Origin of the sequence: Saccharopolyspora sp. ID03-671, assembly GCF_045278815.1 — a bacterium.
Lineage (GTDB): Bacteria > Actinomycetota > Actinomycetes > Mycobacteriales > Pseudonocardiaceae > Saccharopolyspora > Saccharopolyspora ipomoeae.
Genome location: NZ_CP134054.1, coordinates 2126093 through 2138356, shown reverse-complemented (window position 1 = coordinate 2138356; position 12264 = coordinate 2126093). Strand labels below are relative to the sequence as shown.

Annotated in this window: 13 protein-coding genes; 8 read left to right on the top strand and 5 right to left on the bottom strand. The window is 70.5% G+C overall.

The features are described from left to right. The first annotated feature begins 221 nt into the window (after positions 1 to 221). The gene (locus REH65_RS09480) at positions 222 to 1991 is read left to right on the top strand and encodes a DEAD/DEAH box helicase (protein WP_406692153.1); all 1770 of its coding nucleotides are present in this window, start codon (positions 222 to 224) and stop codon (positions 1989 to 1991) included. A gap of 65 nt (positions 1992 to 2056) precedes the next feature. Beyond that, a complete protein-coding gene (locus REH65_RS09475) occupies positions 2057 to 3268 on the top strand; it encodes a cysteine desulfurase-like protein (RefSeq protein ID WP_406692152.1) in 1212 nt (403 codons plus the stop codon). Positions 3269 to 3347: 79 nt separating this feature from the next. Here REH65_RS09475 and REH65_RS09470 read toward each other — a convergent pair whose 3' ends face one another. The 3 genes from REH65_RS09470 to ppgK form a co-directional block, all read right to left on the bottom strand. Next, positions 3348 to 3536: a hypothetical protein gene (locus tag REH65_RS09470; RefSeq protein WP_281457218.1), complete on the bottom strand. Its 189-nt coding sequence runs from the start codon at positions 3534 to 3536 to the stop codon at positions 3348 to 3350. Between the two features lie 483 nt (positions 3537 to 4019). Beyond that, a complete protein-coding gene (locus REH65_RS09465) occupies positions 4020 to 5402 on the bottom strand; it encodes an RNA polymerase sigma factor (protein ID WP_406692151.1) in 1383 nt (460 codons plus the stop codon). A 423-nt stretch (positions 5403 to 5825) separates the two neighbouring features. Further along, complete coding sequence (ppgK, locus tag REH65_RS09460) at positions 5826 to 6587, bottom strand: polyphosphate--glucose phosphotransferase (RefSeq protein WP_406692150.1); 762 nt, start codon at positions 6585 to 6587, stop codon at positions 5826 to 5828. An 87-nt stretch (positions 6588 to 6674) separates the two neighbouring features. On the opposite strand from ppgK, the gene REH65_RS09455 reads away from it, so the two are divergent. Beyond that, entirely contained in the window at positions 6675 to 7478 is an 804-nt protein-coding gene (locus tag REH65_RS09455; RefSeq protein WP_406692149.1) for an inositol monophosphatase family protein, read from the top strand. A gap of 91 nt (positions 7479 to 7569) precedes the next feature. On the opposite strand, the gene cei is transcribed toward REH65_RS09455, so the two are convergent. Next, positions 7570 to 8271: an envelope integrity protein Cei gene (gene cei / locus REH65_RS09450; protein WP_406692148.1), complete on the bottom strand. Its 702-nt coding sequence runs from the start codon at positions 8269 to 8271 to the stop codon at positions 7570 to 7572. Between the two features lie 481 nt (positions 8272 to 8752). On the opposite strand from cei, the gene REH65_RS09445 reads away from it, so the two are divergent. After that, a complete protein-coding gene (locus REH65_RS09445; RefSeq protein WP_093416518.1) occupies positions 8753 to 9052 on the top strand; it encodes a DUF4193 domain-containing protein in 300 nt (99 codons plus the stop codon). 271 nt (positions 9053 to 9323) lie between these two features. Here REH65_RS09445 and REH65_RS09440 read toward each other — a convergent pair whose 3' ends face one another. Further along, the gene (locus REH65_RS09440; protein WP_281457213.1) at positions 9324 to 9833 is read right to left on the bottom strand and encodes a DUF3093 domain-containing protein; all 510 of its coding nucleotides are present in this window, start codon (positions 9831 to 9833) and stop codon (positions 9324 to 9326) included. A gap of 24 nt (positions 9834 to 9857) precedes the next feature. Between REH65_RS09440 and dut the strand changes: the two genes are divergently transcribed. The 4 genes from dut to REH65_RS09420 all read left to right on the top strand — a co-directional run bounded on the left by dut (position 9858) and on the right by REH65_RS09420 (position 12233). Next, the gene (gene dut / locus REH65_RS09435) at positions 9858 to 10352 is read left to right on the top strand and encodes a dUTP diphosphatase (RefSeq protein WP_406692147.1); all 495 of its coding nucleotides are present in this window, start codon (positions 9858 to 9860) and stop codon (positions 10350 to 10352) included. Between the two features lie 57 nt (positions 10353 to 10409). Continuing rightward, positions 10410 to 10982, top strand: coding sequence for a DUF3710 domain-containing protein (locus REH65_RS09430; protein ID WP_406692146.1), 573 nt, complete (start codon positions 10410 to 10412; stop codon positions 10980 to 10982). Between the two features lie 178 nt (positions 10983 to 11160). Then, positions 11161 to 11538, top strand: a complete 378-nt coding sequence (locus REH65_RS09425; protein WP_406692145.1) for an OB-fold nucleic acid binding domain-containing protein — start codon at positions 11161 to 11163, stop codon at positions 11536 to 11538. Continuing rightward, positions 11535 to 12233, top strand: a complete 699-nt coding sequence (locus REH65_RS09420; RefSeq protein ID WP_281457210.1) for a DUF3159 domain-containing protein — start codon at positions 11535 to 11537, stop codon at positions 12231 to 12233. The genes REH65_RS09425 and REH65_RS09420 overlap by 4 nt, the downstream gene beginning before the upstream one ends. Positions 12234 to 12264 lie beyond the last annotated feature (31 nt).

The window sequence follows — 12264 nt, the reverse complement described above, 5'->3', positions numbered from 1 at the left end:
GGCGTCGAGGTGTTGAAACCGGAGTGTCGGAACCGTCTCGATCGGCCGAACCGGTGTTGATCGAAGCGCGAAGGTAAGCTGCACGACGGCCCGCCACAAGTTGATCGGTGCTGGTTGATCCGGTTCCGGTGGCTCCGGGGGGAGCGTGGCGGTAGCGGGGCTCAACGGATGTGCCCGCACCATCCGGTTTGGGGAGACGAGGAAGGGAGCGGCGAGCCGGCGTGTCCGAAACGCAACTCGACTATTCCGTCCGATCAGTTCTGAGCAATCCCTCGCAGGCACCGTCCCGGCCACTTCGAGCCTGGCAGCGGCGAGCCCTCACCAAGTACCTGGCCAACCGGCCGCAGGACTTCCTCGCGGTCGCGACGCCGGGGGCGGGCAAGACGACCTTCGGTCTGCGGGTGGCCGCCGAGCTGCTGGCCGACCGCACCGTCGAGCAGGTCACCGTGGTCGCGCCGACCGAGCACCTCAAGCACCAGTGGGCGCTGGCGGCGGGCGGCGCCGGGATCCCGCTGGACTCGAACTTCCGCAACGCCGACGGCATCACCTCCAGCGACTACCGCGGCGTCGTGGTCACCTACGCGCAGGTCGCCGCCCACCCCAACCTGCACCGGGTGCGCACCGAGCGCCGCAAGACGCTGGTGATCCTGGACGAGGTGCACCACGCCGGTGACGCCAAGTCCTGGGGCGACGCGATCCGCGAGGCCTTCACGCCCGCGGTGCGGCGGCTGTCGCTGACCGGTACGCCGTTCCGCAGCGACGACTCGCCGATCCCGTTCATCGGCTACGAGCCCGACGCCGACGGCTCGCTGCGCAGCCGCGCCGACCACTCCTACGGCTACTCCGACGCGCTCGCCGACGGCGTCGTGCGACCGGTGCTGTTCCTGGCCTACTCGGGCGAGGCGCGCTGGCGCACCAACGCCGGGGACGAGTTCAGCGCACGACTCGGCGAGCCGCTCACCGCCGAGCAGACCGCCCGCGCGTGGCGGACCGCGCTGGACCCGGCCGGGGAGTGGATCCCGGCGGTGCTCAAGGCCGCCGACACGCGGTTGGAGCAGCTGCGCCAGGGCGGCATCCCGGACGCGGGCGGGCTGGTGATCGCCACCGACCACCCCACGGCCAAGGCCTACGCCAAGGCGCTGCACGAGATCACCGGATCGGAACCGGTCGTGGTGCTCTCCGACGACCCGCAGGCGTCGTCGCGGATCGGCGATTTCGCCGAGTCCGAGGACAAGTGGATGGTCGCGGTCCGGATGGTCTCCGAGGGCGTCGACGTGCCGCGCCTGGCCGTCGGCGTCTACGCCACCAGCGCCTCCACGCCGCTGTTCTTCGCCCAGGCCATCGGCCGCTTCGTGCGGTCGCGGCGGCCGGGGGAGACGGCCAGCATCTTCCTGCCCAGCGTGCCGGTGCTGCTGGAGCTGGCCAGCCAGCTGGAGGCGCAGCGCGACCACGTGCTGGGCAAGCCGCACCGGGAGAAGGACGGCTGGGACGACGAGCTGGTCGCCGCGGCCAACGCCCAGCGCGACGAGCCCGGCGAGGAGGAGAAGGCGTTCACCTCGCTGGGTGCCGAGGCCGAGCTGGACCAGGTGATCTACGACGGGTCGTCGTTCGGCACCGCCGCGTTCAGCACCACCGACGAGGAGCAGGACTACCTCGGCCTGCCGGGCCTGCTGGAACCGGACCAGGTCAAGGCGCTGCTGCGGCAGCGGCAGTCGCAGCAGCTGCAGGACGTCGGCAAGCGCGAGGCGGAGGCGAAGGCGGCCAAGGCCGCCGAGCAGGCCGAGCAGGCCGCGCGCCCGCAGACCGTGCAGGAGCGGCTGCAGAAGCTCCGCAAGGAGCTCAACACGCTGGTGTCGCTGCACCACCACCGCACCCGCAAGCCGCACGGGAAGATCTACAACGAGCTGCAGAAGGCCTGCGGCGGCCCGCCCACGTCGATGGCGACCGTCGAGCAGCTCGAGGAGCGCATCGCCACCCTCCGCTCCTGGTGACCACCCTCGGCACCCGCGACAGGGCGATGATCTTGGTGGGGTGTCCGGTCTTCTAGGGTCGTGGCATGGGATTCGACGTTGAGAAGGTACGGGCGCAGTACCCCGCCCTGGCCGACGGCCGGGCGTGGTTGGACGGGGCTGCGGGCACGCAGGTGCCCGAGGCGGTGATCGAGGCGATCAGCGACGCCTACCGCTCCGGGCTGTCGAACGTGGGCGGGCCCTACGAGTCGAGCCGCCGCTCCGCCGGGATCGTCGCCGAGGCCCGCGGCGCGGTCGCCGACCTGGTCGGCGCCCCCGACCCGGCGTGCGTGACCTTCGGCCCCAGCATGACGGCCTTGACCTACCGGTTCGCCGGCGTGCTGGCGCTCGGCTGGAACCCCGGCGACGAGATCGTGGTGACCAACCTCGACCACGACGCCAACGTCCGGCCGTGGGTGCAGCTCGCGCAGCGGGCCGGGGCGACCGTGCGCACCGCCGAGATCGACCCGGCCACCGGGGAGCTCCCGGTCGACGAGGTCGTCGGGCTGATCGGGGACCGCACCAAGCTCGTCGCCGTCACCGCCGCCTCCAACATCCTCGGCGTCGTGCCGGACCTCAAGCCCATCACCGACCGGGCGCGCGAGGTCGGCGCGCTGTCCTACGTCGACGGCGTGCAGCACTGCCCGCACGCGCACGTGCGCATCGCCGATCTGGGTGCGGACTTCTACGCCACCAGCGCCTACAAGTGGGCGGGCCCGCACCTGGCCGCGGTCGTGGCGGCGGACCCGTGGGGATTGGAGAACCTGCACCCCGACAAGCTCAAGCCCTCGCCGGAGAGCTCCCCGGAGCGCTTCGAGCTCGGCACCAACCCGTTCGCCGCGATGGCCGGTGTCGTCGCCGCCGTCGAGCACCTGGCCGACCTGGACACCGACGCCACCGGAACCCGGGCCGAACGGCTCGCGACCTCGCGGGAGGCCGTCGCCGCCCACGAAGCGCGGCTGGCGAGCCGCCTGTTCGACGGTCTGGCCGGGTTGAGCGGCGTGCGGCGGCACGGCGCCCCGCAGGGGCCGACGACGCCCACGGCGTTCTTCAGCGTCCGGGGCAAGGCGCCTGCGGAGGTCTCCGCAGCGCTGTCGGAACGCGGGCTCAACGTCTCCGCTGGGCACTCCTACGCGTGGGAGCTCGTGCACGCCCTCGGCATCGGCCCTGAGGGCGGGGTCCGGGCGAGCCTGTCGCACTACTCGACCGCCGAGGAGGTCGACCGCCTGCTGACCGCCCTGGGCGAAGTCAGCGCCTGATCCGCCCGAGCGGGCCGAAACGCACCGGGCCCCCGCAGCGCGCGGCTGCGGGGGCCCGGTGACCTGGCTGATCAGGTTGTCACTGCTGCTCGTCCTGCTGGAGGTCGGCCTGGACGTCCTTCAGACCGGCCTCGTAGGCGCGGGCGTGGTGCCCGCAGAACAGAAGCTCGCCACCGGACGGCAGTACGGCGCGAAGCTTGGCAGCGGCCCCGCAGCGGTCGCAGCGGTCGGCGGCGGTCAGCTCGGGGCGGGTGAGCGTTCCCGGCATCGATATCTCCCTCCGTCCCGGCGTCGGATTTCATCCCGACGCCCTCGATCCTGCTACGACCACCGGTGTCCTACTGGCTGCAGGGTCGGTGCTCGTTGGCTCCACTCTTCCAGACGTTCTGGCCGGAGTCAGTGTTCCCGCGCGGGCTAGCGACGGTCGTCACCATGAAGCACCCGGTTGCAGCAGCGATCCTCGCGGAGTGTGATCAACAACTGCAGCGAGGCCCTGACCTGCGACGATGTGAAGATCAATGGATCTAGCTGGGCAAACGTCCGGTCGCGTCAAGGGTTCTCACCGTGCCCTGGATCACAAATATGACGATCTGTGGTCGACTCCGTTCCTCTGGAAGCGAACAGCGAATCTCAGCCCTCGGACCGGAATCCGGCCTCCGGAGCCGCTCGAACCGCCCTCCGAGGACCGAAGTGGACACACGAAACCGGCCGCCGACCCGAGAGGATCGACGGCCGATTCCGGACAATCCGGTCAGTCCAGGTAGTCCCGGAGGACCTGGGACCGCGACGGGTGGCGCAGCTTCGACATCGTCTTGGACTCGATCTGCCGGATCCGCTCCCGGGTGACCCCGTAGACCTGGCCGATCTCGTCCAGCGTCCGCGGCTGGCCGTCGGTGAGGCCGAAGCGCAGCCGGACCACGCCCGCCTCGCGCTCCGACAGCGTCGCCAGCACCGACTGCAGCTGGTCCTGCAGCAGCGTGAACGACACCGCGTCGACCGCGACGACCGCCTCGGAGTCCTCGATGAAGTCACCGAGCTGGCTGTCGCCCTCGTCGCCGATGGTCTGGTCGAGCGAGATGGGCTCCCGGGCGTACTGCTGGATCTCCAGCACCTTCTCCGGGGTGATGTCCATTTCCTTGGCGAGCTCTTCCGGCGTGGGCTCGCGACCGAGGTCCTGCAGCAGTTCGCGCTGGATGCGGCCGAGCTTGTTGATGACCTCGACCATGTGCACCGGGATGCGGATGGTGCGCGCCTGGTCGGCCATCGCACGCGTGATGGCCTGGCGGATCCACCAGGTTGCGTACGTGGAGAACTTGTAGCCCTTGGTGTAGTCGAACTTCTCGACCGCGCGGATCAGGCCGAGGTTGCCCTCCTGGATCAGGTCCAGGAACGCCATGCCGCGGCCGGTGTAGCGCTTGGCGAGGCTGACCACGAGCCGGAGGTTGGCCTCCAGCAGGTGGTTCTTGGCGCGCTCGCCGTCACGCACGATCCAGCGCAGGTCTCGCCGCATCTGCGTGGTCAGCTGCTCGCCGGACTCCTCGATCTGGCGCAACCGCTCGGCACCGTAGAGGCCGGCCTCGATGCGCTTGGCCAGCTCGACCTCTTCCTCGGCGTTGAGCAGCGCGACCTTGCCGATCTGCTTGAGGTAGGCCCGCACCGAGTCCGCGGACGCGGTGAGCTCGGCGTCCTTGCGCGCCTGGCGGAGCGCCTCGGACTCCTCCTCGTCCCAGACGAAGTCGCCGGACTCCTTGGAGTCCTCGTCCGGAACCGGTTCTTCGGGAATCTCCACCTCGACGTCCGCGAGATCGCCGACCTCCGGGGAGGTCAGGTCGGTCTCGATCGGTTCGTCGATCTCCATGCCCTCGCCGTTGCCCTTGGCGGAAGCCGACTTCGCCGTCTTCTTCGCCGGGGTCTTGGCGGTGCTCTTCTTGGCTGCGGTCTTGCGTGTCGTCGACTTCGCACCCGCGGAGCTCTTGGCGGTGCTCTTGCGCGCGGCAGGCTTCGTCTGCTCGACGTCAGACGAAGCAGCCGCCTCCGAAGCTGGGGTGGCCTGGGACTGGCCCGACTCGGCTTGGGCGCCGCCGGCGGTTGCGGCGGTGCTGGAGCGTCGGGTTGCGGTTTCTGCGGCTGCCACGTACGCCCTTTCGCGACGGTCGATCAGGGCTGGCCGGAGGGCGCGAAACCTCGGCCGCCAAAGGTCGGGGAACAGCCCACCCGATTCGGCGTCCTGGCTGGCGAACGATCACCCGAACTGCCGGGGTGGTCGGCTCGCCGGCGCACCGGCCCCCGCCGTCGGTGTCGGTTTGCACCAGCGGGCGGGTTCACCAGTGTTCACCAGCCAAAAGGACTTCGAACCAAGTGGGTCGCGTTCCATTGTAACCGCGATGCGGGGGTGCGGTTCCGCTGCAAGGCGGAGTCCGCGGGTCTCGATGTGTGCTAGGCACGGCTCCGGAGGCCCGTTGCGAGCCGTGCCGAACACTCCGACGGGGGTCACTCGATCAACCCCGCCGCGGCCGGGCCCAGCGCGCGGTCGTCGCTGTGCCCGGCAGCGGTCGGATCAGCTGTGCTCGCTGCTCGCGGCGGCCATGGCGGCGCCGACGATGCCGGCGTCGTTGCGCAGCGCGGCGGCCACCACGGGGGTGCGGGTCTCCAGCAGCGGGATCCACTTGTGGCCCTTCCGGCTGACACCGCCTCCGGCGATGAACAGGTCCGGCCAGATGAACTTCTCCAGGGACTGGATGTACCGGGTCACCCGCGGCGCCCACTCCTCGTAGGAGAGCTCCAGATCGTCCTTGACCGACGCGGCGGCCTGCGACTCGGCGTCGTGGCCGTCGACCTCGATGTGGCCGAACTCGGTGCTGGGGATGAGCTTGCCGTCGATGAACATCGCGCTGCCGATCCCGGTGCCGAAGGTCAGCACCACGACCTGGCCCTGGTGTCCGACGCCCGCGCCGACCCGCATCTCCGCGACACCGGCCGCGTCGGCGTCGTTGAGCACGACGATCTCCTCCCGGGCGCGTCCGAGGCGCTCCGCGAACAGCGACTGGGCATCGGTACCGATCCAGCCCTTGTCGATGTTGGCGGCCGTCAGCGCCGTGCCGTCCTTGATGACGCAGGGGAGCGTGACTCCGACCGGGCCGGTCCAGGCGAACTTCTCGACGATCTCGGCCACGGAATCGGCAACCGCGTCCGGGGTCGAGGGTTGCGGCGTCGGGATGCGCAAGCGCTCCTCGGCCAGCACTCCGGCATCGATGTCGACCGGCGATCCCTTGATGCCGGATCCGCCGATATCCGCGCCGAACCCGCGGGCTGTCGCCATGGCTGATCCTTCCTATTCGATTCAGACCAAGGTGTGGAGACCTTAACGGGACTGTGTTGCGATGTCTGCGTGGGATTGGCAAAAGATGTGGACGCAACAGCTTTGTCCGAGGTCGCGGTGCGGATCGCGCGCGAGGCCGCCGAACTGGCTCGCACCGTGCGTGACGAGGCGGTGACCGACGGTGTCGGCACGAAGAGCACCGAGACCGACGTCGTCACGATGGGCGATCGCGCCGTGGAACGCCTGGTGCGCGAGCGCCTCGCCGAGCTGCGCCCGGGCGAGTCGGTGCTGGGCGAGGAGGAAGGCGGCGACGGCGCCCTGGACGGGCTGCGCTGGGTCGTCGACCCGATCGACGGCACCGTGAACTACCTCTACGGATTCCCGTTCTACGCCGTCTCGCTCGCCGCGCAGCTCGACGGCCGGTCGGTCGCCGGTGCCGTCGTCGAACCCGTCTCCGGGCGGGTCTGGAGCGCCGCGGCCGGGCGCGGCGCGTTCCTCGACGGGCGGTCGCTGCGCGTCTCCGGGGCCGACCGGCTGGACCTGGCGCTGGTGGGCACCGGCTTCGCCTACGACGTGCGGCGGCGCACCGCCCAGGCCCGGGTCGTGGGCGACCTGCTGGGGCAGGTGCGCGACATCCGGCGCGCCGGAGCCGCCTCGCTGGACCTGTGCGCGGTCGCGGCCGGCTGGCTGGACGCGACCTACGAGGTCGGGCTCAACCGCTGGGACTGGGCCGCCGGGGCGCTGGTCGCCGAGGAGGCCGGGGCGACGCTGCGGCTGCCCGCCGCGGGTTCCTCCGACGGGCTGGGCGACGAGATGCTGGTGTGCGCCACCCCGGGCGTGGCCGACGGGCTGACCGCCGCGCTGCGCGCCGCCGACGCGGGAGCGGTCTAGAGACGACGGTGGCGGAAACCCGCCACCTCTCGGCCGGGTTTCCGCCACGGGATCGTTGAGGAGCCGTTGCCGGCCCTGTGGTGAATCGTTATCAGCAGTGCACGTCGCGCGCGTTGGTGAGCAGCTCCTCGCTGATCTTCGGCGGCGTGACCTCCTGCTGCGCGCTCTCCTGCTGATCGCGCTGCGGCACCCAGTTCTGCAGCTGCTGCAGGATCTGCTTGGCCTCCTGGGTGCTCTTGATGTCGTCGAACTCCGCGCCCAGCGCGAAGTCCACGCCCGCGTCCTCGCGCTCGTCGCGCACCAGCTGCGCGCACGGCGCGATCAGGCTCAACGTGCGCGCCGCGCTCATGCCTGCCGCGCCGAACCGGATCTGGCCGTGGCACTGCAGGTCGTAGTTGACGTAGACGGCGTCGTTGTCGGCGCCGGCCGGCGTGAAGCCCAGGCTCGCGAGCTCGTCGCCGACCAACGTGGCCTGGCGGCTCTCGCCGTTGCCGTTGAGCACCCGCACGTGCACGTCCTGCGGCGGCACCGGGGTCGTGGAGTCCAGCGCGTCGCGCTCCAGCATGGTGCCCAGCGGGACCTGCGCGGGCTGCCCGCTGACCTCGGGCGGGGCGGTCGGGGCTCCCGGCGGGTTGCACGTGGTGGCGGCGTCGATGTCCTCCACGGAGCCGAAGACGCGCGTCCACAGCAGTCCGGACAACACCACCAGCGCCACCAGCACGACCAGCGCGGGCAGTGGTCGACGGCGGCGATATCCGACCCGACGACCCCACCTTGCACCTACGGCTGCCACGTCCGCCCCTCCCTGGATGCCTCGGTACCGCGTGCTCCCGCCCGCACTGGATCAGCCTAGGGGTTGAACCTGTGGTGCGCGGTGTTGGTCGCCGCTGCCGTGTCTTGATCTCCCCGTGATCATCGCGATGCCGACGTCGCCCGGGAAACCGCGAGCGCATCGCATCACGAGGCGATCGGGGGAGCAACCGGGAGAGCGGCTCCGCGCGCCCCCTCGGCTCGTCCGATCTTGATCTACGATGCCCGCCGGATGCGCGTAATGCCACACCTACGGGTGACCTGCTGCGTGTTCGCAGAAGTAATGAGCTACCCTCTCGGCGCCTCACGGAGTGCCGGGTTGAGGCGAGTCGCTCTTTACGGGGGAACTAGACGCGTTGCAGGGCGAGACCGCGATCACTGTCCCATCGGGCACAAATTCGGGTCCTGGAACGTTTACCAGCGGCACACCATTGCAGTCTCCACTAACGCAGGGGTGAATCACGATGGCGACCGACTACGACGCTCCTCGCCGCGAGTCCGAGGACTTGGCGGAGGACTCGTTGGAGGAGCTGAAGGCGCGACGCAACGATGCGCAATCCGGCGTCGTCGACGAAGACGAAGGGGCGATCGCGGAGAACTTCGAACTGCCGGGCGCTGACCTGTCCGGTGAGGAGATGACCGTCAAGGTGCTCCCGAAGCAGGCTGACGAGTTCACCTGCTCAAGCTGCTTCCTCGTTCATCACCGCAGCCGGCTGGCCGAGACCAAGAACGGCCAGTTCATCTGCCGTGATTGCGCCGCCTGAGGCGCACGTCGACGACGCACAAGCGGGAAGTAGCTGGGCACACGCGGGGCGTGTGCCCAGTGTTTTTCCTATGAGAACGCTCAACGGATCACTGCGCTCGGCGGTGCGGGTAGCGGAACCTTCCGGCTCCGGCGGCCGCGACTCGTGCACGCCGATGCGCGGCGCGGCGGCCGCCCTCACCGGAGGACGCGTCAGAACCCGCGGCGGTGCCGGTTGCCCAGGTGGTGAGTGGAGGGACCGGCCCTGCCGGTTTCCTGAGGCCGTCGTGCGCTCAGGACTCTCCGAGCAGCACCGCTCTGAGCTTCTCGGGCTTGCGGGTGCTGACCACCCAGTACGGGGTGGGGTCGTCCGGGTCGTCGAGCCAGACGCGGACCGAGGTGCGCACCCACGAGCGGTGCACCAGGAACGCGGCCGGATCCAGGTCCGGCCCGAGCGCCCGGCGCTGCTCGGCGGCGGGGACGATCTCGACCTCGTCGATGAACCGCAGCGGCAGGTGGGCGTCCCCCACCCACAGCTCGTCGTCCGCGACCTCGATCTTGAGCCTGCCCAGCCACAGCGGGATCGCGATGGCCAGCGGCACCAGCACGACGTAGGGCAGCCAAGCGCGCACGCCCGGGTAGCCCATGTGCACCTGCGCGGCCATCAGCACCGCCGCGATCAGCGGCAACGGCCAGGTCCACCAGGACGCGTACAGGCGCTCGCGGAACACGGCCTGCCCCTTCGCATTCGCCTGACCGGGGGTGTCCCCGTTCGTGGTGGCTGCTTCTACGCTTTCCGACACGTGTTCAGGGTAGTCTCGCCGCCCGTGTCGAACGTGAAGGTCCTGCTTACCAGAGTCGACCCCGACGTACCGCTTCCCGAATACGCCAAACCGGGGGATGCCGGTGCCGATCTGGTAACCACCAGTGATGTGGTTCTCGAACCGGGTGAACGCGCCCTAGTGGGCACCGGCGTCGCCGTGGCGCTGCCGGAGGGGTACGCGGGCTTCGTGCACCCCCGCTCCGGCATGGCCGCCAAGACCGGCCTCAGCGTGGTCAACACGCCCGGCACGATCGATTCCGGGTACCGCGGTGAGATCAAGGTCTGCCTGATCAATCATGATCGGGTGCAGCCGGTGTCGCTGCGACGAGGTGACCGGATCGCCCAGCTCGTCGTGCAGAAGGTCGAGCACGCCGTGTTCACCGAGGTCGACGAGCTGCCCGAGTCGTCGCGCGGTGCCGGTGGCTATGGCTCCACAGGTGGTCACGAGGTGCTGACGGCGTCGGGAACGACCGGTGCCGGTCACAGGACGGAGGTCTGAGGGGATGTTCAAAGGGGCCGGGGCAAGTCCAAGCGCGAGGCGGCCGTCGAGGACGAGGTGCCGGAGCCGCAGGCTCCCGCCCGGGGGCCGTTCGACGAGGCCGAGGCGCCCGAATCCGGGGTGGAACGGCTCGACCTCGGCTCGGTCCGGGTTCCGGTGCCCGAGGGCGGTCAGCTGCAGGTCGAGGTCGACCCGGCGGGCCCGGTCCGCGCGGTGCACCTGGTCACCCCGGTCGGCCGGCTGACGGTGAGCGCCTTCGCGGCGCCCCGCAGCGGCGGGCTGTGGGAGGAGGTCAGCAACGAGCTGGCCGAGCAGCTGCGCAAGGACGGCGCGCGGGTGCACACCGAGCAGGGCGACTGGGGCGTCGAGCTGGTCGCCGACTCGCCGAAGGCCGCGCTGCGGTTCGTCGGCGTCGACGGCCCGCGCTGGCTGCTGCGCGGCGTGGCGGCCGGTCCGGCGGAGTCGGCCAAGGAGTGCGCGCGCCTGCTCTACGGCGTGCTGGACGACACCGTGGTCGTCCGGGGGACGGAGCCGATGCCGGTGCGCACGCCGCTGCCGATCGAGCTCCCCGAGGCGATCCTCCGGCACATCCAGCAGGCGCAGACCGAGACCCCCAACGGCCAGGTCTGAGGTGGTCGGGGCGGGGTGGCCGCACCACCCCACCCCGCGCCCGATCGGGTGAGGCGGAATCGCCGGTGTGCGGTGGGTTTCTTAATCCCGCCGGGCGTGGGTTTCCCCCTGCCTGGGCGGTTACGCTGGAACGTGCACGGGCTGCGGATTCGAGCCCCGAGGCGCACAGGAGCGCTAGATGAGCAAGACCGAAGGCGGCTACTGGAAACGCTTCGTGCGGAGGCTGACCAGCGACGTCGCCGAACTGGACGCCGACGACCTCTCCGACCGGTCGCAGGCGGGCGGTGCGCAGCGGGCCAGCGAGTGCCAGTGCGGGCAGGAAGCGGTGGTGCTGGGCCGGGTGCGCAGCGTCGAGCTCTGCCCCAAGACATCCGCTCCCACCCTGGAGGCCGAGCTCTACGACGGCACCGAAGGGGTGACGTTGGTGTGGCTCGGCCGGAGGCGCATCGTCGGCATCGAGCCGGGCCGTATCGTGAAGGCCCGTGGCCGGATCGCAGTCCGGGACGGTCGCAAGGTGCTGTACAACCCCTACTACGAGTTGCAGAACACCGCATGAGCGAACACGACGCCTCGGCCGCCGGGATCAACGCCCGGCAGGCCGACGACGACCGGCGGCCCGAGGGCCGGACCGGTGTTTCCGAGCAAACCCTGCTGGAGCAGATGGGCGGTGTCAGCGGGCTCGCCTACTCCGCTGTGCCGATCGTCGTGTTCGTGGTGGTCAGCTCGTTCACCTCGATGATGCCGGCGATCTGGGCCTCCATCGGGGTCGCCGTCGCCATCGCGATCTTCCGCATGGTGCGCAAGGAACCGCTGCAACCGGCGATCTCCGGCGTGCTGGGCGTGGCGGTCTGCTCGTTCATCGCCTACCGGTCCGGCGAGACCAAGGGCTTCTTCCTGCTCGGCATCTGGACCAGCCTGATCTACGGCGGCGTGTTCCTGGTGTCGGTGGCGGCCCGCTGGCCGCTGGTGGGCGTGGCCTGGTCGGCGCTCAACGGCCTGGGCATGAGCTGGCGCAAGCAGCGCCGCGCGATGCGCGCCTACGACATCGCCACGCTGTCCTGGACCGCGGTGTTCGCCGCGAAGTACGTGGTGCAGCAGTGGCTCTACGACAACGACCAGACCGGATGGCTGGCCTTCGCCCGGATCGCGATGGGCTACCCGCTGACCGGCATCGCTCTGATCGTCACGGTGTGGGCGATCCGCAGGGCCAAGAAGGTCGCCGAGGAATCGGCGGCGGTCGCCGAGGCGTAGCGCCCGAGACGTGAAGCGGGGGCGGTTCCGA